The sequence below is a fragment of the Pseudomonas sp. AC252 genome, assembly GCF_979258105.1.
Map to the genome: position 1 here is coordinate 3,461,184 of NZ_OZ409837.1, position 20,814 is coordinate 3,481,997.

Annotated in this window: 22 protein-coding genes and 2 pseudogenes; 12 read left to right on the forward strand and 12 right to left on the reverse strand. The window is 59.7% G+C overall.

Annotation, left to right across the window (positions count from 1 at the left end; all coding sequences use genetic code 11):
* The first annotated feature begins 169 nt into the window (after positions 1–169).
* Complete coding sequence (locus tag ACZZZ4_RS15775; RefSeq protein WP_463548190.1) at positions 170–619, forward strand: YcgN family cysteine cluster protein; 450 nt, start codon at positions 170–172, stop codon at positions 617–619.
* 112 nt (positions 620–731) lie between these two features.
* Here the strand turns inward: ACZZZ4_RS15775 and ACZZZ4_RS15780 are convergent, their stop codons facing one another.
* From ACZZZ4_RS15780 to ACZZZ4_RS15795, 4 genes and pseudogenes are all read right to left on the reverse strand, one after another.
* Complete coding sequence (locus tag ACZZZ4_RS15780; RefSeq protein WP_039760946.1) at positions 732–1,109, reverse strand: YgaP family membrane protein; 378 nt, start codon at positions 1,107–1,109, stop codon at positions 732–734.
* 81 nt (positions 1,110–1,190) lie between these two features.
* Positions 1,191–1,660, reverse strand: a pseudogene (locus tag ACZZZ4_RS15785) (RNA methyltransferase).
* Between the two features lie 200 nt (positions 1,661–1,860).
* Positions 1,861–2,223: pseudogene (locus ACZZZ4_RS15790) on the reverse strand (YajD family HNH nuclease); the annotation flags it as partial.
* A 49-nt stretch (positions 2,224–2,272) separates the two neighbouring features.
* The gene (locus ACZZZ4_RS15795) at positions 2,273–2,959 is read right to left on the reverse strand and encodes a spermidine synthase (RefSeq protein WP_463548191.1); all 687 of its coding nucleotides are present in this window, start codon (positions 2,957–2,959) and stop codon (positions 2,273–2,275) included.
* A gap of 79 nt (positions 2,960–3,038) precedes the next feature.
* Here ACZZZ4_RS15795 and ACZZZ4_RS15800 point away from each other — a divergent pair, with 79 nt between their 5' ends.
* On the forward strand, positions 3,039–3,323 hold the full coding sequence (locus ACZZZ4_RS15800; protein ID WP_129998957.1) for a superantigen-like protein SSL4: 285 nt from the start codon (positions 3,039–3,041) through the stop codon (positions 3,321–3,323).
* On the opposite strand, the gene ACZZZ4_RS15805 is transcribed toward ACZZZ4_RS15800, so the two are convergent.
* Together ACZZZ4_RS15805 and ACZZZ4_RS15810 are read right to left on the reverse strand one after the other, a co-directional pair.
* A complete protein-coding gene (locus tag ACZZZ4_RS15805; RefSeq protein WP_016771227.1) occupies positions 3,320–3,793 on the reverse strand; it encodes a cyclic nucleotide-binding domain-containing protein in 474 nt (157 codons plus the stop codon). The two genes, ACZZZ4_RS15800 and ACZZZ4_RS15805, sit on opposite strands and share 4 nt — an antisense overlap.
* A gap of 236 nt (positions 3,794–4,029) precedes the next feature.
* Entirely contained in the window at positions 4,030–6,084 is a 2,055-nt protein-coding gene (locus ACZZZ4_RS15810) for a S9 family peptidase (RefSeq protein ID WP_463548192.1), read from the reverse strand.
* 234 nt (positions 6,085–6,318) lie between these two features.
* On the opposite strand from ACZZZ4_RS15810, the gene ACZZZ4_RS15815 reads away from it, so the two are divergent.
* From ACZZZ4_RS15815 to ACZZZ4_RS15825, 3 genes are read left to right on the forward strand one after another with little or no spacing between them, the layout of a single operon-like run.
* Complete coding sequence (locus tag ACZZZ4_RS15815) at positions 6,319–6,816, forward strand: MFS transporter (protein WP_463548193.1); 498 nt, start codon at positions 6,319–6,321, stop codon at positions 6,814–6,816.
* 15 nt (positions 6,817–6,831) lie between these two features.
* Positions 6,832–7,608, forward strand: a complete 777-nt coding sequence (locus tag ACZZZ4_RS15820) for a class II glutamine amidotransferase (protein ID WP_024012022.1) — start codon at positions 6,832–6,834, stop codon at positions 7,606–7,608.
* Between the two features lie 12 nt (positions 7,609–7,620).
* The gene (locus tag ACZZZ4_RS15825) at positions 7,621–8,163 is read left to right on the forward strand and encodes a DUF2937 family protein (protein WP_016771223.1); all 543 of its coding nucleotides are present in this window, start codon (positions 7,621–7,623) and stop codon (positions 8,161–8,163) included.
* A 34-nt stretch (positions 8,164–8,197) separates the two neighbouring features.
* Here ACZZZ4_RS15825 and ACZZZ4_RS15830 read toward each other — a convergent pair whose 3' ends face one another.
* Positions 8,198–9,112, reverse strand: a complete 915-nt coding sequence (locus tag ACZZZ4_RS15830; RefSeq protein ID WP_463548194.1) for a LysR family transcriptional regulator — start codon at positions 9,110–9,112, stop codon at positions 8,198–8,200.
* Positions 9,113–9,271: 159 nt separating this feature from the next.
* Here ACZZZ4_RS15830 and ACZZZ4_RS15835 point away from each other — a divergent pair, with 159 nt between their 5' ends.
* The 4 genes from ACZZZ4_RS15835 to ACZZZ4_RS15850 all read left to right on the forward strand — a co-directional run bounded on the left by ACZZZ4_RS15835 (position 9,272) and on the right by ACZZZ4_RS15850 (position 12,994).
* Positions 9,272–10,558 carry an MFS transporter gene (locus ACZZZ4_RS15835; protein ID WP_463548195.1) on the forward strand — a complete coding sequence of 429 codons (1,287 nt, stop codon included), beginning with the start codon at positions 9,272–9,274 and terminating at the stop codon, positions 10,556–10,558.
* A 62-nt stretch (positions 10,559–10,620) separates the two neighbouring features.
* On the forward strand, positions 10,621–11,373 hold the full coding sequence (locus ACZZZ4_RS15840) for a 5-oxoprolinase subunit PxpA (protein ID WP_463548196.1): 753 nt from the start codon (positions 10,621–10,623) through the stop codon (positions 11,371–11,373).
* Positions 11,370–12,074, forward strand: a complete 705-nt coding sequence (gene pxpB, locus ACZZZ4_RS15845; protein WP_310407544.1) for a 5-oxoprolinase subunit PxpB — start codon at positions 11,370–11,372, stop codon at positions 12,072–12,074. The genes ACZZZ4_RS15840 and pxpB overlap by 4 nt, the downstream gene beginning before the upstream one ends.
* Positions 12,071–12,994 (forward strand): 5-oxoprolinase subunit C family protein, encoded by a 924-nt coding sequence (locus ACZZZ4_RS15850; protein WP_463548197.1) that lies wholly within the window; start codon positions 12,071–12,073, stop codon positions 12,992–12,994. The genes pxpB and ACZZZ4_RS15850 overlap by 4 nt, the downstream gene beginning before the upstream one ends.
* A gap of 88 nt (positions 12,995–13,082) precedes the next feature.
* On the opposite strand, the gene ACZZZ4_RS15855 is transcribed toward ACZZZ4_RS15850, so the two are convergent.
* The 3 genes from ACZZZ4_RS15855 to ACZZZ4_RS15865 all read right to left on the reverse strand — a co-directional run bounded on the left by ACZZZ4_RS15855 (position 13,083) and on the right by ACZZZ4_RS15865 (position 16,378).
* Positions 13,083–14,261: a vWA domain-containing protein gene (locus ACZZZ4_RS15855; protein ID WP_016771218.1), complete on the reverse strand. Its 1,179-nt coding sequence runs from the start codon at positions 14,259–14,261 to the stop codon at positions 13,083–13,085.
* A 12-nt stretch (positions 14,262–14,273) separates the two neighbouring features.
* Positions 14,274–15,119 (reverse strand): AAA family ATPase, encoded by an 846-nt coding sequence (locus ACZZZ4_RS15860; RefSeq protein WP_129998965.1) that lies wholly within the window; start codon positions 15,117–15,119, stop codon positions 14,274–14,276.
* Between the two features lie 182 nt (positions 15,120–15,301).
* Complete coding sequence (locus tag ACZZZ4_RS15865) at positions 15,302–16,378, reverse strand: DUF748 domain-containing protein (RefSeq protein WP_129998966.1); 1,077 nt, start codon at positions 16,376–16,378, stop codon at positions 15,302–15,304.
* Positions 16,379–16,533: 155 nt separating this feature from the next.
* On the opposite strand from ACZZZ4_RS15865, the gene cysK reads away from it, so the two are divergent.
* Both cysK and ACZZZ4_RS15875 read left to right on the forward strand, forming a co-directional pair.
* Positions 16,534–17,508, forward strand: coding sequence for a cysteine synthase A (gene cysK / locus ACZZZ4_RS15870; RefSeq protein WP_463548198.1), 975 nt, complete (start codon positions 16,534–16,536; stop codon positions 17,506–17,508).
* A 184-nt stretch (positions 17,509–17,692) separates the two neighbouring features.
* Positions 17,693–18,631, forward strand: a complete 939-nt coding sequence (locus ACZZZ4_RS15875) for an aspartyl/asparaginyl beta-hydroxylase domain-containing protein (protein WP_039760974.1) — start codon at positions 17,693–17,695, stop codon at positions 18,629–18,631.
* Between the two features lie 42 nt (positions 18,632–18,673).
* Here the strand turns inward: ACZZZ4_RS15875 and ACZZZ4_RS15880 are convergent, their stop codons facing one another.
* The gene (locus ACZZZ4_RS15880) at positions 18,674–18,874 is read right to left on the reverse strand and encodes a hypothetical protein (protein ID WP_129998968.1); all 201 of its coding nucleotides are present in this window, start codon (positions 18,872–18,874) and stop codon (positions 18,674–18,676) included.
* Positions 18,871–19,464 (reverse strand): hypothetical protein, encoded by a 594-nt coding sequence (locus ACZZZ4_RS15885; protein WP_463548199.1) that lies wholly within the window; start codon positions 19,462–19,464, stop codon positions 18,871–18,873. Before ACZZZ4_RS15885 ends, ACZZZ4_RS15880 begins: the two co-directional genes overlap by 4 nt.
* Before the next feature lie 400 nt (positions 19,465–19,864).
* Between ACZZZ4_RS15885 and ACZZZ4_RS15890 the strand changes: the two genes are divergently transcribed.
* The gene (locus tag ACZZZ4_RS15890; RefSeq protein WP_463548200.1) at positions 19,865–20,728 is read left to right on the forward strand and encodes a DMT family transporter; all 864 of its coding nucleotides are present in this window, start codon (positions 19,865–19,867) and stop codon (positions 20,726–20,728) included.
* The last annotated feature ends 86 nt before the right edge of the window (positions 20,729–20,814 follow it).

A 20,814-nucleotide genomic window follows, 5' to 3' on the forward strand; every position in this document is an offset into this window, starting at 1 on the left:
GCGAGCAGGCTCGCTCCCACATTGGTTTCAAAGTGCAGCCACCAGTTTGCTCAGCGAGCGGCGCTGGCGCTGACAAGCGGATTTACCGGCAGTCGCCAGCGCTTGGCCCTTGCGTCCGCTGGCACTAGACTGGCGGCCTTTTCACCACCTTGATGTTGATGCTTGAGCCATGGCCGCCATAGTCGAACCGTTCTGGAAACGCAAAACCCTCGATCAACTCGATCACGAGGAATGGGAATCGCTGTGTGACGGCTGCGGTCTGTGCTGCCTGCAAAAGCTTGAGGACGAAGAATACAACAGCGTCTATTACACGCGCATCGCCTGCAAACTGCTGGATCTGAAAACCTGCCAGTGCAGCGATTATCCGAACCGGATCAAGTTTGTCCCGGACTGCATTCAGCTAACGCCGGGTCAGGCGGAAGAATTCAAATGGCTGCCGCCGACCTGTGGTTATCGTCTGGTCAGCGAGGGCAAGGATCTGCCGTTATGGCATCACCTGGTGTGTGGCGACCGCGATGCGGTGCACCATGAGCGGATTTCCCAATCCGGGCGCATGCTCGCTGAAGGCAGCGTGCCGGAGGATGACTGGGAAGATCATCTGATTTTTCGCGCGGGCTGAAATTTTCTCCCTTCAGGTATATCGCAATCGCTGGCAAGCCAGCTCCCACAGGTTTTTCTGTGGGAGCTGGCTTGCCAGCGAAGAGGCCATCAGCGGCGCTGAGGATCCCGGATCAAACCCCGGCTTTCGGCGAGGTCAGCGAATCGTTGCCGGTCACAGTGGCTGTTTCAGTAGCCACTTCGGCATTGGTCTTCAGCTTGCTCAGTTCTTCCCCGGCGCGTTCGATCTTCGCCCGCACGTTGCTCATATCCTGACGGCCTTTTTCCAGCAGGCTTTTCGCCGAGCAGTGCCCGGTAATGCCACGGGCCACGGCCATGCCGCCGAGCGCCACTTGAATCAGGCCGAACACGCCGCCCCGGCGCAGGCCCTTGCCGACCATCAACACGCCGCCGGTCAACGAGCCGACGCGCTCCCATCCATGCACATTTTTGTGCGCAGGCGACTGGAACGGGGTGGATTCGATGCGTTCTACGCGTTTGAGCTCGCTCATGATCTATCTCCAGGCAGGGTGCGATTGATAGATAAGCTGACTGCCACGGCGGTCAGCTTGTTCCATCGAATGTGCGACGCTTCAGCGGAATTTCGGCCCGGAGCGGGTATTCAGCCCTTTGGCCATGCGGTCGTAGAGCACGACATTGACGGTGGCGGCGAGGTTCATGCAGCCGGTGGTCGGGATGTACACGACGTCTTCGCACCAGTCGCGAATCTCTTTATCCAGCGAGCCGTCTTCCGGGCCGAAGATGTACAGCGCGCGGTCGGGGTGGGTGTATTCCGGCAGCGGCCGGGCGCCTTCGACCAGCTCCACCGCCACGGGCACGCAGTTGAGCGGGAGAATTTTTTCAGGTCGTCGATGCCGATCAGCGGGATGTCGTAGTGCACGCGCTTGGTGTCGGTGACGAAATCGGCGGCGCGTTCATAACGCTTGCCGGTGTAGAACACCGACGCCACGCCGTAACACCCTGCGGCGCGCATCACCGAGCCGACGTTCTCCGGTGATTTGGGGTTATACAAACCAATGCAGCTGTACCGTTTGTCTGCCACGAGCGGGGTGCCTTCGGGAAAAAGAGCGGGATTATACGGGGATTGGGCGGTTGTGGTCAGATCATGGATTGGCGGTGCCCGAACGACCGCCTTCGCGAGCAAGCTCGCTCCCACAGTGGTTTTGTGCATGACACCGATCCAGTGTGGGAGCGAGCTTGCTCGGGAAGGGGCCAGTCAGGCCAATGAAGAACTTTAATCTTCTTTTTCATGAGACCGGCCAGAGCGGCAAACGGGTTATGCGTGGCCTTGGCGATTTTCGGTGTGCTCAGCGAGCCGTCGCCGAAATACTGCTGATCGGTGTAACGCGAGTGTTCGTTGTCATGGCAGTACAGGCACAACAGCTCCCAGTTCGAGCCGTCCTGCGGGTTGTTGTCGTGGTTGTGGTCGCGGTGGTGCACGGTCAGTTCGCTCAGGCGCTTGCCGGAAAACTCACGAGCGCAGCGGCCGCAGACGTGCGGGTACATCTTCAGGGCCTTGTCGCGGTAGCCCATTTCCTTGTCGCGCTGGTTGTCGGCGAGGATGCGGTCCAGCTTCGACGTGTTGGTGGGGGTGGACGAACTCATGGGTTCACCTTTGCAGAAAGACTGATGACGGTTATGCGCAGAGTTTAGCTCAGCCCTTGAGCTTCTCGGCAATCCAGATCGTGTGGCGGGTGCCCTTGTTGCCGTGGGCGAAGACCTGGACTTCTTCGGCCTTGAAACCGGCCTTCTTCAATTTCTCGGAAAACTGCCGATCGGCGCTGGCCGACCACACGGCGAGCACGCCTTTGGGACGCAGCGCCTTGGCGCAGGCATTCAGTCCAGCGGCGGAATACAGCCAGCTGTTGGCCTTCTGAGTCAGGCCTTCAGGGCCGTTGTCGACGTCGAGCATGATTGCGTCGAAACCGTTCGGCTCGCTTTGCAGCACGTTGGCCACGTCTTCCTGGCGGATCACTGTGCGCGGGTCGAGCAATGGCCGGCCGGATTTCTCCCCGAGCGGGCCGCGATTCCACTCGACCACGCCGGGCACCAGTTCGGCAACCACCACTTCGGCGGATTTACCCAGATGCTTGAGTGCCGAGGCGAGGGTGAAGCCCATGCCCAGGCCCCCGATCAACACCCGCGAATTCGGCCGGCCGGCGACCTTGCGGCAGGGAATCTCGGCCAGTGCATCTTCGGAACCGTGCATGCGCGTATTCATCAACTGCCCGCCATCGCCGCCCTGAATCTTGATGACGAAGTCCTCGCCATACTCGAACAGGCACAGGGCACCGCCGTTTTCAGGGATCGGGGTGGTGTCGAGCAGAACGAAACGTTTCATGGAAATCTCTACAAGGGGGAAGGCAAGCAGGCGCGTTGGGAGTAGCCTGAGCACAGACTAAGGCCAAACGGAGCCCTTGATGAAGCGCACCATTCTAACGGTCATTACCCTGGCCGCGCTCGCGATTACTGCAGTGCAGGCCCAGCAAAGCGTTCCGGTCAGCCCGATGCCGCAACCCGGCTCGCCCGGTACTGCAACGCCGACGCCGTACCCGCAGATCACTCCGATCACTCTGCCCAAGTCGGGCGCCGGCAGCGGCAGCCCGCCGCTGGTACCGATCGAAATGCCCAGCCCGCCGAGCAAGGATCAACCGGTGCCGGGCATCGAGCCGAACGGCAACAAGGTCAAATCTCCCGGCGGTTAAACCTGTTGCGCGGCGAGTTGGCCGTCGGCCATGCGCAGGCGTTTGGACAGCGAGACAGCGAGGGCGCGGATGATCTTCGCGGCGATTTTCGGCGCGTCGTTGAGCATTTTTTCCAGCGAGTCCTTGCCCAGATTGAGCAACTGACAATTGCTCGCCGCGATACACGTGGCCGAACGGCGCTCGCCATCGAGCACGGCCATTTCACCGAAGGCGCGGCCGCTGCGCAGGGTGGCCATGGTGATCACTTGGCCGTCGGCGCCGGTTTTCTGCACGGCGACCTGGCCGGTGTGGATGATGCACATGAAACTGCCGGCATCGCCCTCGCGAAAAATCGCCTCGCCCTCAGCCACGGTGCTGATGCTGAAGTAACCGGAAGCGGCCGCAAAGTCGGCCAGCTGCAATTGATCGAACAGGCCACAGTCCATCAGCCAGTCGCGGATTTCGTTGTTCAGAAAGGTCGGTTCGGACATGTCGATGCGGTCTTTTTGTTATCACATTTCAAGGCTATACACGGATCCCGTAGGAATGGGCTTTTGTGGCGAGGGGATTTATCCCCGCTCGGCTGCGCAGCAGTCGCAAATCCTGCCAACTCGGTGCTTCAGGAATACTGAGTTTGCAGGTTTTGGGGCCGCTTCGCAGCCCAACGGGAATAAATCCCTTCGCCACAAGGGTCTGCTGTTAAGACCCAAGCCACCCACAGAGTTCCTCAGGCAATCTGCAAAACCTTGAACACAAATGCATATTCGAGCGCTACGTCACGTAATCCCTGATAGCGCCCGCTCATGCCGCCATGCCCGGCGCCCAGTTCGGTCTTGAGCAGCAGCAAGTTGTCGTCGGTCTTGGTCGCGCGTAATTTCGCTACCCACTTGGCTGCTTCCCAATACTGCACGCGGCTGTCGTTGTAGCCGGCGATCACCAGCAGCGGCGGATAAGCCTGCGCCGCGACATTTTCGTACGGCGCGTAAGCCTTGATCCGATCATAGACGTCCGGTTCTTCCGGATTGCCCCATTCGTCGTATTCAGTGACGGTCAACGGCAGCTCAGGGTCGAGCATGGTGTTGAGCACGTCGACGAACGGCACTTCGGCAATCGCCACGCCGAACAGATCCGGGCGTTGATTGAGCACCGCGCCGATCAGCAAACCACCGGCGCTGCCGCCGCTGATCGCCAGTTTCTCCGCCGTGGTGATGCCGTTGAGGATCAGAAACTCGGCGCAGGCGATAAAGTCGCTGAAGGTGTTGTGTTTGTGTTCCTGCCTGCCGGCGCGATACCAGGCTTCGCCCAATTCACCGCCGCCACGAACATGAGCGATGGCAAAGGCCATGCCGCGCTCGAGCAGGCTCAGGCGCGCGTGGGAGAACCACGGATCGAGACTCGACCCGTAGGCGCCGTAACCGTACAGATACAGCGGCACCGGTTTGCCGACCATCTCGCGCTTCATCACCAGACTGATCGGCACCTGCGTGCCATCCGGGGCGGTGGCCCACAGGCGCTGGCTGACATAGGCATCGGCATCGAACGGGCCGAGCACTGGGGTTTGCTTGAGCACCGTTTGCTCGCCGCTGGCGAGAATCAACTGGCGCACCTGGGCCGGACGATTCAACGCTTCGTAACGCAGACGAATGCGATCGCTCTCGAATTCCAGGCTGTTTTGCACATGCAGGCTATAGGCCGCATCGGGCAATTGCACGCGATACGCCGCCAGGCCCTGCGGGTGGACCTCAATGATCGGCAGGCCACCTTCGCGCAGGCTCAAGGTCATTGCCTCTGCGTTGAGGCTGACGCCGTCGAGCATCACTTCGTCGTTGTGCGGGATCAGGCTCTGCCACTCGGCTTCGCTCGGCGGTACGCCGGTGTCCGCAGCCTGATACAGGGCGAAATTGATGCCGTCGCGGTTGGTGCGAATAAACCAGGTCCAGACGCCATCAAGCAGGCCGTGGTCGACGTCGTATTCGTGATCCTCCACCCGTGGCGCCAGGCAGCTGAACGGCAGGTGCGGTTGGTTGGCGTCCAGCGCCCACACTTCGCTGGTGGTCTTGCTGCCCAGTGACAGCAGCAATTGCTGTTCGGAGCTGGCGCGGTAGCAATGCAGGAAGAACCGCCCGTCCGGCTCGTGGAAGACTTCTTCAGCGGCAGTGCCATCGAGGCGATAGCGGAACAGTTTATGCGGGCGATGGGTGTCGTCGAGCACGCCGAAGAATAGGGTCAGGCTGTCGTTGGCCCAGGTCATGCTGCCGTCGCAGTCCTCGAATTCCAGTTCGCTGACCTTGTCGTTGGACAGCTCTTTGACGAACAGCGTGTAGACCTCGTCGCCCGAGGTATCGACGCTGTAGGCCAGGCGCTGGTGATCAGGACTGATGCTGAAAGCACCGAGCGAGAAGAAGCCGCCATTGGCCAGCGCATTCGGGTCGAGCAACAGTTGCTCGCGGCTTTCATCGAGGGTCAGGCTGTCGTCCGCCGGGCGCGGGCAGCGGTAGTGCCGGGCATATTCGTCACCGGCGGTGGTGCGCGTGTAATACAGATAGGGGCCCCAAGGCGAGGGCAGGGACAGGTCGGTTTCGAGGATCCGGCCCTTGATCTCGTTGAACAGGCTTTCGCGCAGCTCGGTCTGATCGGCGGTTTGCGCTTCCTGATAGGCGTTTTCAGCCTTGAGGTAGTCGAGCACCGCGTCGGTGTCGCGCTCCTGCAGCCAGGCATACGGGTCGGCGCCGGGCGCCCGCTGGGCAATTGGGGCAGTCATGACATTGGCGGATTCGGGCATGGAAGGCTCTCGGACAATATTCGGATAAAGGTTTCGCGTATTTTGAAACCGCCGCAGAGCCCTGTGGGAGCGAGCTTGCTCGCGAAGGCGTCCTGGCAGATGACTTTTGCTGCAATGACACACCGCATTCGCGAGCAAGCTCGCTCCCACAGGGATAACAGTGGTCGTCTGGTATTGGGACAAGCCGCATGGGCGAAAAGTCGTTACTATAAGCGCCAATTTGCCTGCCTTGCCATGGACACCATGACCGAGAACGACTATCTGATCGCCTGGGGCCTTTACGCCTTTGCCGCCGTGGGCTGCCTGCTGGTATGGATGCGCCTGACCACCTGGATGTGGCGCTGGCTGCGCGAGCCGCTGCGTGTGCTGATGGCAGTGTTGCTGTTCAGCCCGACCATCGTCGATCCGGTGAAAGCCAAAGTGGCACCGGCCATCGCCATCACCGCCCTGGACATGCTGTTCAAGGTCGGCAACAACGCCTGGCGCGCGGTTTCCGATCTGTTCATGTACGGCATGATCGCCTTCGGCGTTTATCTGGTTTTTGTCTTGATCCGCCTGCCGATCGAGCGCGCCTCGACAGCGCGGTGTGAACGCGCCGAGGCCGCCAAGGCCGCCGCCCGTGCCGAAGAGCGCGACGATGATCAACCGTTCGGCGGCGCCGGTGACGACCGCTACGGTCGCCCGCCAGTGCCGAACAATCCGCAGCGCATGCGGGTCGAGCCGCGTCTGTAATCCGAGAGTCCGCACATGTGTGAATTACTGGGCATGAGTGCCAACGTGCCGACCGACATCGTGTTCAGCTTCACCGGCCTGATGCAGCGCGGCGGCCGCACCGGCCCGCACCGCGACGGCTGGGGCATTGCCTTCTACGAAGGGCGCGGCTTGCGTCTGTTTCAGGATCCGGCGGCGAGCAGCGAGTCGGAAGTGGCCAATCTGGTCCAGCGTTATCCGATCAAGAGCGAAGTGGTCATCGGCCACATCCGCCAGGCCAACGTCGGCAAGGTCTGCCTGTCCAACACCCACCCGTTCGTCCGCGAGCTGTGGGGGCGCAACTGGTGTTTCGCGCACAACGGCCAGCTCGCTGACTTCACCCCGATCAAGAGTTTTTACCGCCCGGTCGGCGATACCGACAGCGAAGCGGCATTCTGCGATCTGCTCAACCGTGTCCGTGCGGCGTTTCCGGAACCGGTCGATATCGAAGTGCTGCTGCCGGATCTGGTCGCGGCTTGCGCTGAATATCGCAGTAAGGGCGTGTTCAATTGCCTGCTCAGCGACGGCGACTGGCTGTTCTGTTATTGCTCGACCAAACTGGCCCAGATCACTCGGCGCGCCCCGTTCGGCCCGGCGCGGCTCAAGGATGTCGATGTGATTGTCGACTTCCAGGCCGAAACCACGCCCAACGACGTGGTCACCGTAATCGCTACCGAGCCTTTGACCGAAAATGAAACCTGGACCCGCTACGAACCGGGCCAATGGAGCCTGTGGCGACGCGGCGAATGCGTCAGCCAGGGCAAGACCGAATAAGGATTTGCACCCATGTTGCTCAGTTATCTACGGCTGGTGTTGTTTGCGGCGGGCCTGTTGATCGGTGTCCAGGTGCCGGGATTCATCAACGATTACGCCCAGCGTGTCGAAGCGCACCTGATCGAAGCGCAGACCGGTCTACGTGGTTTCCAAGGCACGGCCGATCAGTTTTTCAAAGGCGACATGCAGGCGCTGGTCGCGCATTACCGTGCCAGCGAAGACCCGATCTTCCGCAGCGATGCCGACAGCCTGAACACCTTGCTCACCCGCCAGGTCGCGCTGGATAAACAATTCCAGGCGATGCAAGGGCCGTGGTACGTGCGTTTCCTGCAAGTGGTGCTGGCGGCTGATCCGGATATTCGCAAGGAAACCTGGAACGGCTACAGCTACCAGATCCTGCTGACGCCCGAGGCGATGATCTGGGGCATGAGCGGCGCGTTGCTGCTGTCGTTCGGCATCGAATGCCTGTTCCGCCTGATCGACTGGGTAGTGCTCGGCGGCCGGCGTCTACGTCAGAGCCGGCCGATCGAAGATCGCGACGTACGCGGTTTGTAAGGTTTGATCGTTCCCACGCAGAGCGTGGGAACGATCATGACGTAAGGGAAATGTAATTTTTACCGACTTTCTGCGCGTACTCTGCAAGCACCTGCTGACACAACGTCACAATCTCCTCGACCCATTCAACCCCGACCCGCCACGACACCACCACCGGCAGATTCGCCGGTCGCTGCTCGATGTCGAGCAAAGTCAATTCGCCGCGCGCCAGCTCCTCGGCCACCAGCACCGGTGGCAGGGCGCCGATGCCAAAGCCGTCACGCAACAAGCGGGTGATCGCCGACACCGAATTTACGCAATTCAACCGTGGTGCCAACACGCCGTTGGCCTGCATCAAAGCGACGATATCCTGATGCGGCCGTGAGTTTTTCGAGTAGGTGATGATCCGCTCCTGCGCCAGTTCGGCGAGGTCGGCGTAGTCGCGGTTGTAGATCGAATTGCTGGCGACGATCCAGCCCAGCGGATGGCTGGCCAGTTCCAGGCTGCGCACGCTTTCATGCCGGACCAGATCGGTTTGCAGTACCAGATCGAGAAAGCCTTTTTGCAGCTGATCGCAGAGGTTCAGCGCAGTATCGGCGACCAATTCGATTTCCACGTGCGGATACAGATCGGTCATCTGCGCCACCAGAGGGCTCAGCCAGGTATGGATCACCGTGTCCATCACGCCAATACGCACCCGCCCGACCTTGCTCGAACGGGTCTCGATCGATTGTTTCAGCGCCGCCATGGTGTCGAGCATCTGCTCGGCATACTCAAGCACTTTCAGGCCTTCCGGGGTCAGGCTGACGCCGCGTGAATCGCGCAGAAACAGCTTCACGCCCAGTTCGCCTTCGAGCACCGCAATGCGGCTGGAAATCGACGCTTGGGTGGTGAACAGCTTGTCGGCGGTCAGGCGAAAACTCTTCAGGCGCGCGACCCAGACAAAGGTCTCGAGAAACTTCAGATTCATGGGCAAGGCTCGGGTGACAAATTTTTCTTATGCCTAAGGCGGGTTTTTATTCGTTGGACGGCGCAGGGCAGGGCGACGAAAAATCGGCGCATCCGGTTCCCACGATAGGCGTCGTCGGAGCTTCGAACAAGACCAATAAAAGCCCTGCGGAGATTTGCCATGAGTGCTCCCGACACCCTTCCTTTATCCAAGTCTGCGGCGCGCCCCGGGCCGTTCGACTGGTATCGCAACATCAACCAGCAGGAGCGCCGCACGTTCTGGAGCTGCAAGATCGGCTACGGTCTGGACGGCATGGACACGCAGATGCTCAGCTTCGTCGTGCCGACGCTGATCGCGATGTGGGGCATCACCACGGGCGAAGCGGGGCTGATTCACACCAGCACCCTGATCGCTTCGGCGATTGGTGGTTGGGTCGCCGGAATTCTCTCCGACCGCATCGGCCGCGTGCGCACCCTGCAACTGACGGTGCTGTGGTTCGCCTTCTTCACCTTCCTCTGCGGCTTCGCGCAAAACTACGAACAGCTGCTGATCGCCCGCACCCTGATGGGCTTCGGTTTCGGCGGCGAATGGACCGCCGGCGCGGTGTTGATCGGTGAAGTGATCCGCGCCGGGGATCGCGGCAAAGCGGTGGGCATGGTGCAATCCGGCTGGGCGCTGGGCTGGGGCCTGACGGCGATTCTGTATGCGCTGCTGTTTTCGCTGTTGCCGCCGGAAGACGCTTGGCGGGCGCTATTCATCCTCGGCATCGTGCCAGCGATATTCGTGATCTTTGTTCGCCGTCTGGTGAAAGATCCGGAAATCTATCGCCAAGCCAAAGCTGCGCAAACCCCGGAAAACCCGGCGAAGTTCTACGAGATCTTCGCCCCTGGCATGCTCTTCACCACGTTTCGTGCTTCCTTGCTGACCACCGGTGCGCTGGGCGGTTACTACGCAATCACTTCCTGGCTGCCAACCTTCCTCAAGAATGAACGCGGACTCAGCGTGCTCGGCACCGGTGGTTATCTGGCGATGGTGATCGTCGGTTCCTACGTCGGTTACGTGATCAGCGCTTATCTGACCGACCTGCTCGGGCGGAAAAAGAATTTCATTTTGTTCGCGGTCGGCTCGTTCACCATCGTTCTGCTCTACACGCAGATGCCGGTCAGCAATGGCGTGATGCTGTGGCTGGGCTTTCCGCTTGGCTTTTTCGCCTCGGGGATTTTCAGCGGCATGGGTGCGTTTCTCACCGAACTGTTCCCTACGCGGATTCGCGGCTCGGGCCAGGGTTTCTGCTACAACATCGGCCGCGCGCTGGCGGCGTTGTTCCCGCTGTTGATCGGCCTGCTCAGCCAGAAAGTCCCGCTGAGCATGGGCATCGGCGCGTTCGCGGCGGTTTCTTACGGCGTGGTGATTCTGGCGGCGCTGAGCCTGCCGGAAACCCGTGGCAAACAACTCGACGCGCAGTAACTGATACCCTGCGCAGAAGGTTCCTACAGATAAAAAGACCAGCAGCTACAGGAGTGTTCACCGTGAGCCGCCTGCTATTGAATTGCGACATTGGCGAGAGCTTCGGCAGCTGGACCATGGGTCTGGACGCCGAGGTCATGCCCTTCATCGATTGCGCCAACGTTGCCTGTGGTTTCCATGCCGGCGACCCGAGCATCATGCGCAAAACCGTGGCGCTGGCCCTCGAGCACGGCGTGCAGATCGGCGCGCATCCGGCCTATCAGGATCTGGTCGGATTCGGCCGGCGCTCCATGGCCTGTTCCGCGCAGGAGCTGCAAGACATCCTGCATTACCAGATCGGTGCCCTCGATGGCATCTGCAAGGCGCAGGGCGGGCGGGTCAGCTACGTCAAACCCCACGGCGCGATGTACAACGACATGATGGCCAACCCGGCGCAGTTGCGCGCTGTGGTACAGGCCGTGGCCGCGTATGACCGCAACCTGCCACTGATGTTGATGGCCACTCGTGACAACGCTGCCGCGCAGCAAATCGGTGATGAATACGGGGTAACGTTGTGGTTCGAAGCTTTTGCTGATCGCGCCTACGACAGCGCGGGTCGACTGGTCTCGCGGCAATTGCCGGGCGCGGTGCATCACGAGGCCGAAAAGATCATCGGGCAAGCACTGACCATCGCCGCTGGCGGTGAGCTCACCGCCAGCGATGGCAGCGCCTTTGTCCTGCGCGCCAACACGTTGTGCGTCCACGGCGACAACGCCAGTTCGGTGGCCGCCGTGCAGCGCATTCGTCAGGCCTTGCAGCCGTCGAGTGCGTCATGAATCCACGGATTGAAGTGGTGGCGCTCGATTGCCTGATGCTGCGTCTGTTCGATGACATCGCTGAAGCCAACATGCCGTGGATGCTTGCCGCCAGCGAGCGTTTGCGCACGGCGTTTGGTGCACAGTTGATCGATCTGGTGCCGTCCTATACGACGTTGATGGTGCATTACGATCTGACCCTGTTGAATCCGGCGCAGGCGCGTGAATTGATCGCCGAAGCGCTGGTCGATCTGTCGCCAAATGCGCGCCGTGCCGGGCAGTGTCACGTCTTGCCGGTCTGGTACGACTTGAGTGTCGGCCCGGAACTGAGTCTGTTGGCCGAACGTAGCGGCCTCGCGGTGGAGGAGGTGATACGTCGCCACAGCGCACGGGAATATCAGGTGTTTGCCCTTGGCTTTGCGCCGGGTTTTGCCTTCATGGGGCTGGTCGAGGAAATGCTCGCCGCGCCACGGCTCAACACACCGCGCAAGAAAGTCGCCGCCGGCAGCGTCGGTATCGCCGAGCGGCAGACGGCGGCATATCCGGTGGTCTCGCCCGGTGGCTGGAACCTGATCGGCCGCACTCCGGCAAAACTCTTCGATCGCCATCGCGACGGTTACAGCCTGATGCAGCCTGGCGACACGGTGCGCTTCGAAGCGGTCGAGCATGCCGAGTTCATCCGTCTGGGCGGCGACGACACACCACTGGAGGCGTTGGCATGAGTCGATTGATGATCGAAGCCAGCACGCCGCTGTGCCTGTTGCAGGATGTCGGGCGGTTTGGCGTGCGACATCTGGGCGTGACCCAGGGTGGCGCGGCGGACTGGTGTTCGATGAGCTGGGCCAATTGGTTGCTGGGTAATGAGCTGGAGGCGGCGGTGGTGGAAATCACCTTGGGCGGGTTCGCCGTGGTGGCTGAAGAGGATTGCTTGCTCGCATTGGCTGGCGCCGATCTCGGCGCGCAGATCGATGGACAGCCGCTGGCGCCGTGGCGCAGTTTCCGTTTGACCAAAGGGCAGACATTGCGGTTTACCCAGCCCTTGCTCGGCGCCCGGGCTTATCTGGCCGCTCCCGGTGGGTTCACTGCGCCGAAGGTACTGGGCAGCAGTGCCACGGTGGTGCGTGAAGAACTTGGCGGGCTTGATGGCATGGGTCTACCGCTCGCCAAAGGGGAGGTGCTCGGTTACAGCGGCGAAGCGTTGGCAGTACGGGAAATGCCTTCGGCGCTGCGGCCGGATTTCAAAATGCACGCGCCTTTGGATTTGGTGCTCGGCGCACAGATCGGCCAGTTCAGCGGGCAGAGCCTGTTCGATGTGTTCAACAGCACCTGGACCATCGACAGTCGCGCTGACCGCATGGGCATCCGCCTGCTCGGCGCGGCGTTGCAATATCAGGGCGCGCCGATGATTTCCGAGGGCATTCCCTTGGGCGCTGTGCAGGTACCGCCGGACGGGCAGCCGATTGTGTTGCTCAATGATCGGCAGACCATTGGCGGCTATCCGCGCCTGGGTGCGTTGACTCCGCTGGCACTGGCGCGATTGGCGCAGTGCCTGCCGGGAGCGAAGGTGAGATTGAGACCAGTGGTGCAGGACGTTGCGCACCGCGAGCATGTCGAGTATTTGCAGCGCTTTAAAGATCGCTAAAAGCTTCGCGAGCAGGCTCGCTCCCACAGGTAAAAGCATTCCAAGGTGGGAGCGAGCCTGCTCGCGAAGGCGTTCGTCGGGTTAACGATTATTTGGAAAGAAACCGCATTCCTTCCTCAAGCCCGCGCAACGTCAGCGGATACATCTGATCCTCGATCAGATCGCGCACGATGTTGGTCGACGAGGTATAGCCCCAGGTATCTTTCGGATACGGGTTGATCCAGATGAGTTTCTTGTATTTTTCCATGAAGCGCTGCATCCACACGTAACCGGGCTCTTCGTTCCAGTGCTCGACGCTGCCGCCGGCCTGGGTGATTTCGTACGGGGCCATGGCGGCGTCGCCGATGAAGATCACTTTGTAGTCGGCGCCATACTTGTGCAGCAGATCCTGGGTCGAGGTGCGCTCGGAAGTGCGGCGCATGTTGTTCTTCCACACAGATTCATAAATGAAGTTGTGGAAGTAGAAATACTCCAGATGCTTGAACTCCGTCTTACAGGCCGAGAACAATTCCTCGCAGATCTTCACGTGCGCATCCATGGATCCGCCGATGTCGAACAACAGCAACAGCTTCACCGTGTTGCGCCGTTCCGGGCGCATCTGGATATTCAGCAGGCCGGCGTCCTTGGCGGTGTGGTCGATGGTGCCGTCAATGTCGAGTTCTTCTGCGGCACCTTGGCGGGCGAACTTGCGCAAACGACGCAGAGCGACCTTGATGTTGCGGGTGCCCAGTTCCACCGAATCGTCGAGGTTCTTGTACTCGCGCTGATCCCAGACCTTGACCGCTTTGCCTTGACGCTTGCCGGCGTCGCCAACCCGGATGCCTTCAGGGTTGAAACCGCCGGAGCCGAACGGGCTGGTGCCGCCGGTGCCAATCCACTTGTTGCCGCCGGCGTGGCGTTCTTTCTGTTCTTCCAGACGCTTCTTGAATTCCTCGATGAGTTTGTCCAGCCCGCCAAGGGACTGGATCTGCGCGCGTTCTTCGTCGCTCAGCGAGCGCTCGAATTCCTTACGCAGCCAGTCTTCGGGAATCAGCGCCTGCAAGTGGTCGTCGAGCTTTTCCAGGCCATTGAAGTAGGCGCCGAACGCGCGGTCGAACTTGTCGAAATGGCGTTCGTCCTTCACCAGAATCGCCCGCGACAAGTAATAGAACTCGTCCATGTCGGCGAAGGTCACGCGCTGTTTCAGCGCGTTGATCAGGTCCAGCAGCTCGCGCACCGACACTGGCACCTTGGCTGCACGCATTTCGTTGAACAGGTTGAGCAACATGGCAGCAGCCTCTTAGCGGGTGCCGCGCCGGCTCATGAACGCCAGGCGCTCAAGCAGTTGCACGTCCTGTTCGTTTTTCACCAGTGCGCCAGCCAGTGGCGGAATAGCTTTGGTCGGATCGCGCTCGCGCAGCACCGCTTCGCCGATATTGTCGGCCATCAGCAGTTTCAGCCAGTCGACCAGCTCGGACGTCGAAGGCTTTTTCTTCAGGCCCGGTACCTTGCGCACGTCGAAGAACACGTCGAGCGCTTCGCTGACCAGATCTTTCTTGATATCCGGGTAATGCACGTCGACGATTTTCTGCAGGGTAGTGCGATCAGGGAAGGCGATGTAGTGAAAGAAACAACGGCGCAGAAAGGCGTCCGGCAGCTCCTTTTCGTTGTTGGAGGTAATGATGATGATCGGGCGTTTCTTGGCCTTGACGGTCTCGTCGATTTCGTAAACGTAGAACTCCATCTTGTCGAGTTCTTGCAACAGGTCGTTGGGGAACTCGATGTCGGCCTTGTCGATTTCGTCGATCAGCAGAATCACCCGCTCCTCGGCCTCGAAGGCTTCCCAGAGCTTGCCTTTCTTCAGGTAGTTGCGCACGTCGTGGACTTTTTCATTGCCCAGCTGCGAGTCGCGCAAACGGCTGACCGCGTCGTATTCGTACAGACCCTGATGGGCCTTGGTGGTGGATTTGATGTGCCAGGTGATCAGCTTGGCACCGAACGACTCGGCCAGTTGCTCGGCGAGCATGGTCTTGCCGGTGCCCGGCTCACCCTTGACCAGCAGCGGCCGCTCCAGGGTGATGGCGGCGTTGACCGCCAGCTTCAGGTCATCGGTGGCGACGTAAGCCTGGGTGCCTTCGAACTTCATCTGCAAATCCTCGAACGGTAACGCCGACCTGACGGGCAGGGCGGGGGCGAAAAATCGGATGCCCGACTATAACGCGCACGCCGGTCGACTGTGAACGCAGACGGCTTATTCAGTCTCTGAATGGGGCGTCACATGTTGACTCAGTCTCGGCGGATGGCCGAATATTTTGTCAACCGCAAAACTTAACCCTCATCCGGCTTCGGCCGTTCGTACCGCGCATTGAATGCCTGGATGAAGCCATTGCGCAAAATCTGCAAAAACGCTTCAAAGGCGTTGACGTTCTGCTGGTGAACGTTGCCGCTGAGTTCGACGCGGGTGGCGAACTGGTTTTTGTTCTGGTTCTTCAGCACGGTCTCGGTGCCGCCGACCAGTGCTTCCCAGATTGAGCGGAACAGGCCTTTGTTCTTGTTTTCGACGTCTTGCTGCCAGTTGAATACATCGACGTCGCGCAGCAGGGGTTTGATGTAGCCGGTGAGTCGGGCTTTCTCTGCCTTGGCTTCGATGACCACATCGCCGTGGCCAGCATTGAAGTCGAATTTGCCGTAGGCCGAGGCAAAGTCGTTCATGCGTTTGAGCTCGATATCGCGGGCGCGCAGGCGGAATTCGAAGTCTTCGAAGTTGCTCAGTGGATCGAAGGTGGCGGTGGTTTCCAGTGGAGCGTGGCCGAGTAGCAGCGCCTTGCCCTCGAAACGGGCGTCGCGCTTGCCTTCCTTGTCCACCACGTTGGTCAGGTTATAAATGCTGGCGTTGACGTTGCTGGCATTCATGTTCACCGGCGGCTTGGAATTGAAGTTGCGGAAAGTGATGCGACCGTCGTTGATCTGCACCTCATCGAGGGTGATCGGCAGCAGCTTGCCCAATTGCTCACGCCAGTCGGTGCCCTGACCGGTCTGCGAGTTCTGTTTGTTTGGGCCGCCGTCGACAAAGTTGATTTCCGGATGGAGGAATTGCACCTGCGCGACCACGGCATGGTCGTACCACAGTGAGTGCCAGCTCACCGACAGGTCGATCAATGGCGCATCGACAAACGGCACCGGGACCTTGCCGTCGACTTTGACGATTTTCAGGCCGTTGATTTTGTACGCGCCGCGCCACAGCGCGAGATCAACATCGGTGATCTGGCCACGGTAATCGCCCATGTCCGCGAGCTTGTCATTGAGGTAGTCGCGTACCAGATAGGGCAGGGCGAAATGCAGGGCGACCAGCAGCACCACGACACCCGCCAGGGTCCAGAGCGGCCAGCTGTAACGACGCTTCATGAGAGTGTTCCTTGAACAGTGTTCCTTGATGAGGTTGCTTGACGGTGCAAAGCGATTGACTGCGCGCGTTCCCAGACGTTCGCCCCCGACTGGACTGGGATCGGTAACAGGCTTACCTTGGAAGGCTGAATTCAACGCTGCATAAGGACCCAGCCATGAGCCGTATCTACGCTGACAACGCCCATTCCATCGGTAATACGCCGCTGGTCCAGATCAACCGCATCGCGCCGCGCGGGGTCACCATCCTGGCCAAGATCGAGGGGCGCAACCCCGGTTATTCGGTCAAATGCCGGATCGGCGCCAACATGATCTGGGACGCCGAAAGCAGCGGCAAACTCAAGCCGGGCATGACCATTGTCGAGCCGACTTCGGGTAACACCGGTATTGGCCTGGCCTTCGTCGCTGCCGCGCGCGGCTACAAACTGATGCTGACCATGCCAGCGTCGATGAGCATCGAGCGCCGCAAGGTCCTCAAAGCCCTGGGTGCGGAGCTGGTATTGACCGAGCCGGCCAAGGGCATGAAGGGCGCCATCGAGAAAGCCGCGGAAATCGTCGTCAGCGATGCCGAGAAATATTTCATGCCAGCGCAATTCGATAACCCGGCCAACCCGGCGATTCACGAAAAGACCACCGGTCCGGAAATCTGGAACGACACCGACGGCGCCGTGGATGTGCTGGTGGCTGGGGTCGGCACCGGCGGAACCATCACCGGCGTGTCGCGGTATATCAAGAACACCGCCGGCAAACCGATTCTGTCGGTTGCCGTCGAGCCGGCGTCTTCGCCCGTCATCACGCAAGCGTTGGCCGGTGACGAGATCAAGCCCAGCCCGCACAAGATTCAGGGTATCGGTGCCGGTTTTGTGCCGAAAAACCTTGATCTGTCGATGGTCGATCGCGTCGAGCAGGTGACGGACGAAGAGTCCAAGGCCATGGCTTTGCGCCTGATGCAAGAAGAAGGAATTTTGTGCGGCATCTCCTGCGGCGCCGCCATGGCGGTGGCGGTGCGTCTGGCGGAGAAACCAGAGATGCAAGGCAAAACCATCGTCGTGGTGCTGCCGGATTCGGGTGAGCGTTATCTGTCGAGCATGTTGTTCAGTGACTTGTTCACCGAGCAGGAGAACCAGCAGTAATCCTGTTGATTCAGGTCAGCCGAGGTTCAGGCGCTGCATGTTAATAAAGGCGTTGTTGCGCAATGCTTAACATTGAATCTTGCGTCAGGCGGGTTTTTCCCGGAGCCGGTAGTGTTTATCATGGCCGGCTGCCATGCCGGGAAAAGGGCATTGCGCAGCGTTGTCTTTATCCAAGGAGTCGTTGATGACCGTTTCTTTTGCCGCCAAGGCGTTTGTGCTGTTGCTGTTCCTGGGCAGCACGCTCTATGTGCATTTGCGCGGCAAGGCGCGTTTGCCGGTATTGCGCCAGTTCGTCAACCACTCGGCGCTGTTCGCCCCGTACAACGCTTTGATGTACCTGTTCTCCGCAGTGCCGTCCAGACCGTATCTGGATCGCAGCAAGTTTCCGGAACTGGATGTGCTGCGCGATAACTGGGAAACCATCCGCGACGAAGCCATGCATCTGTTTGACGAGGGCTATATTCGCGCCGCCGAAAAGAACAACGACGCCGGTTTTGGCTCGTTCTTCAAGAAGGGCTGGAAGCGCTTCTATCTGAAGTGGTACGACAAACCGCTGCCATCAGCCGAAGCCCTGTGCCCGAAAACCGTGGCACTGGTCAGCGCCATACCGAACGTCAAGGGCGCAATGTTCGCGCTGCTGCCGGGCGGCAGCCACCTCAACCCGCACCGCGACCCGTTCGCCGGCTCCCTGCGTTATCACCTCGGTCTGTCGACACCCAACTCTGACGATTGCCGGATCTTCGTCGACGGTCAGGTTTACGCCTGGCGCGACGGCGATGACGTGATGTTCGACGAGACTTACGTGCACTGGGTCAAGAATGAAACCGATCAGACTCGCGTCATTCTGTTCTGTGACATCGAACGCCCGCTGAGCAACCGCTTGATGACCCGGATCAACCGCTTCATCAGCGGCTGGCTGGGGCGCGCCACCGCGCCGCAGAACCTTGATGATGAGCGCGTCGGCGGGATCAACCAGGCCTATGCCTGGAGCAAGAACTTCAGCGACCGTTTCAGCGGCGTGGTCAAACAGTGGAAACGCCGCCATCCGAAGGCCTACAGGGTAATGCGCCCGGTGCTGGCGGTGCTGGTGCTGACATTGCTGGGGTATTGGTTGTTCGGTTAACGTTTGGCCAGAATTAAAAAAACCGCTCCGTAGGAGCGGTTTTCACAATCGGCCAGCGGCAAGCACTGAGGGCTCATCTTCGATGCCGGTGATCAGCAGTTGTAAGAGACGCCGTTGATTAGCGGTCAATTCATGATCAGCCAATCTTCTGGTTTTCAGCGATCTGACCAATGCTTCGGGAGGTCTCTGTTTCGCTTTTTTCATGTCGCCTCCCGGTTTGATCAGTAATTGATTGGCTTTCACAGTACTGGATTCTCCAAGGTTTTGACAAGGCGGCCTTCGATGTCGAAGCTGAACCCCAGCTTCTGATAAACGGGTATCGCCCCGTCCAGCGGCTCTTGTATTTCGATAACATCGCAGCCAACGAAATGCGCGTATTGCTCAATTACCATCATCGCTAGTAGTCCTATCCGATTTTTCAAAGGATGTGTTCCGCCAGGGCGTCCTTCCAATCTCACAACTCGTAATCTTCGTCGACTATTGTTCGGGTTCGCAAAACACAGGCCGCAGAGCTGCCCGTCGAACCAGATAGAGATGTCCAATGCGCGTGGTTCACGTGATTTCCACGCGATGACTTCTTGCCAGAAAAAGCAGGGTTCTTCCCATGTTTCAAAAGCATTCAGCGCATGCCTGTTTATCGGTTCGAACCGAATCAGAGATAAATCCATAATCGAAGCGTCGGCCGCCTTGAGTTGGCCCTGTAAGCCGCCAATCTGCGAAGCGGCCCGCTTCCTCGCCTCCGACCGATAAACCTGATACCGCAAATACGTCCGTTCCCTTGGCATATGATCTCTTGCATTCCATGTCTCCTGACAATCCATTGCCACCGCCATTTACCCTAATCACCCGACGCCAGACTGTCGCTACCGGCCCTTTGCCCAAGTCATTGCAATCTGTGTCGCGAGCTGGTTATAGTCAGCTCGCCCGAGCCGCCTGGCTCGCGCTTTCATCTCTTCAATGTAGATCTGTATCCATGCCTGCATCCCTCATCAACGGGGTAGTCGATTCAGCGGTCAACGCTGGCGTCGTGCCGTGCGGGAATCAGCAGCCTGTGCAGATCAGTCATTACCCTCCACCTGTCAGTAGCACGCCGGTGTGCGCAGTCGTATCGCCGCCGGGCGTTGGTGTTCGGGGCTGATCGGCAGTTTCTGCTGACCCCTGCGCCCGCCAGAAAAAGCTACTGAATTTCAGCTTCGGCTGAGTTGGCTTCTTGCCTGACTACAGGTGGTATTCATGTTTGTCCTTTCGAAACAATCCGCGCTCGCGGCGACGTCCACGAGCCTGTTCGTTCTGCTGTGGAGCAGCGGGGCGATTTTCTCCAAATGGGGCCTGGCCCATGCTTCGCCCTTTGCCTTTCTACTGATTCGCTTCGCAATCGCGCTGTGCGGGCTGTTGCTGCTGGCGCCGCTGCTGAAATTGAGGTGGCCCAAGGGCGGCAAACCGATGCTGTTTGCGATCGCCACGGGGCTGGTATTGCTTGGGGCCTATCAGATTTTTTATCTGCTGGCCCTGAACAGCAAAGTCACCCCGGGGGTGATGGCGACGATCATGGGCGTGCAGCCGATCCTCACGGTGGTGCTGATGGAGCGGCAACGGTCGGCGAGCCGGATGTTCGGACTGGCGCTGGGGTTGGCGGGGCTGATCATGGTGGTTTATCAGGGCATCGGTCTTGCCGGGATGTCTTGGGCGGGAATGTTGTTCGGACTTCTGGCGCTGGCGAGCATGACACTCGGCTCGATCATGCAGAAACGCATCACCGACAATCCCCTCGGCACGCTGCCGGTGCAGTATCTGGCCGGATTGCTGCTGTGCGCGGTTTTCGTACCGTTTCAGCCATTCCACTTCGAGCACGGCGTTGGCTTCATCGTGCCGATTTTGTGGATGGGTTTAGTGGTGTCGGTGCTGGCAACGCTGTTGCTGTATCGCCTGATCGCGCGAGGCAATCTGGTGAATGTCACCAGCCTGTTCTATCTGGTGCCGGCGGTTACGGCGGTGATGGATTACCTGATTTTTGGTAATCGGCTGGCGGCGTTGAGTGTACTGGGGATGCTGCTGATCATTGTCGGTCTGGCATTTGCGTTCCGTAAGTCGACGTAGCCGCTGGTAGCCGAAGCCATTGTTGCTTCGGCTCTTCGATGGATCAGATCTAATTTCTGATTATTCAAGACACGCATTCTCCGTCA

What these genes read in the sequence shown, in the direction of transcription:
- ACZZZ4_RS15775 (WP_463548190.1), top strand. Translation starts at nt 170, where the DNA reads ATGGCCGCCATAGTCGAACCGTTCTGGAAACGCAAAACCCTCGATCAA.
- ACZZZ4_RS15860 (WP_129998965.1), bottom strand. Translation starts at nt 15,119, where the DNA reads ATGAAGTTCGAAGGCACCCAGGCTTACGTCGCCACCGATGACCTGAAG.
- ACZZZ4_RS15885 (WP_463548199.1), bottom strand. Translation starts at nt 19,464, where the DNA reads ATGGCGGTGGCAATGGATTGTCAGGAGACATGGAATGCAAGAGATCAT.
- ACZZZ4_RS15800 (WP_129998957.1), top strand. Translation starts at nt 3,039, where the DNA reads ATGAAGCGCACCATTCTAACGGTCATTACCCTGGCCGCGCTCGCGATT.
- ACZZZ4_RS15820 (WP_024012022.1), top strand. Translation starts at nt 6,832, where the DNA reads ATGTGTGAATTACTGGGCATGAGTGCCAACGTGCCGACCGACATCGTG.
- ACZZZ4_RS15865 (WP_129998966.1), bottom strand. Translation starts at nt 16,378, where the DNA reads ATGAAGCGTCGTTACAGCTGGCCGCTCTGGACCCTGGCGGGTGTCGTG.
- ACZZZ4_RS15850 (WP_463548197.1), top strand. Translation starts at nt 12,071, where the DNA reads ATGAGTCGATTGATGATCGAAGCCAGCACGCCGCTGTGCCTGTTGCAG.
- ACZZZ4_RS15825 (WP_016771223.1), top strand. Translation starts at nt 7,621, where the DNA reads ATGTTGCTCAGTTATCTACGGCTGGTGTTGTTTGCGGCGGGCCTGTTG.
- pxpB (WP_310407544.1), top strand. Translation starts at nt 11,370, where the DNA reads ATGAATCCACGGATTGAAGTGGTGGCGCTCGATTGCCTGATGCTGCGT.
- ACZZZ4_RS15805 (WP_016771227.1), bottom strand. Translation starts at nt 3,793, where the DNA reads ATGTCCGAACCGACCTTTCTGAACAACGAAATCCGCGACTGGCTGATG.
- ACZZZ4_RS15875 (WP_039760974.1), top strand. Translation starts at nt 17,693, where the DNA reads ATGACCGTTTCTTTTGCCGCCAAGGCGTTTGTGCTGTTGCTGTTCCTG.
- ACZZZ4_RS15780 (WP_039760946.1), bottom strand. Translation starts at nt 1,109, where the DNA reads ATGAGCGAGCTCAAACGCGTAGAACGCATCGAATCCACCCCGTTCCAG.
- ACZZZ4_RS15810 (WP_463548192.1), bottom strand. Translation starts at nt 6,084, where the DNA reads ATGCCCGAATCCGCCAATGTCATGACTGCCCCAATTGCCCAGCGGGCG.
- ACZZZ4_RS15890 (WP_463548200.1), top strand. Translation starts at nt 19,865, where the DNA reads ATGTTTGTCCTTTCGAAACAATCCGCGCTCGCGGCGACGTCCACGAGC.
- ACZZZ4_RS15855 (WP_016771218.1), bottom strand. Translation starts at nt 14,261, where the DNA reads ATGTTGCTCAACCTGTTCAACGAAATGCGTGCAGCCAAGGTGCCAGTG.
- ACZZZ4_RS15835 (WP_463548195.1), top strand. Translation starts at nt 9,272, where the DNA reads ATGAGTGCTCCCGACACCCTTCCTTTATCCAAGTCTGCGGCGCGCCCC.
- ACZZZ4_RS15795 (WP_463548191.1), bottom strand. Translation starts at nt 2,959, where the DNA reads ATGAAACGTTTCGTTCTGCTCGACACCACCCCGATCCCTGAAAACGGC.
- ACZZZ4_RS15815 (WP_463548193.1), top strand. Translation starts at nt 6,319, where the DNA reads ATGGACACCATGACCGAGAACGACTATCTGATCGCCTGGGGCCTTTAC.
- ACZZZ4_RS15830 (WP_463548194.1), bottom strand. Translation starts at nt 9,112, where the DNA reads ATGAATCTGAAGTTTCTCGAGACCTTTGTCTGGGTCGCGCGCCTGAAG.
- cysK (WP_463548198.1), top strand. Translation starts at nt 16,534, where the DNA reads ATGAGCCGTATCTACGCTGACAACGCCCATTCCATCGGTAATACGCCG.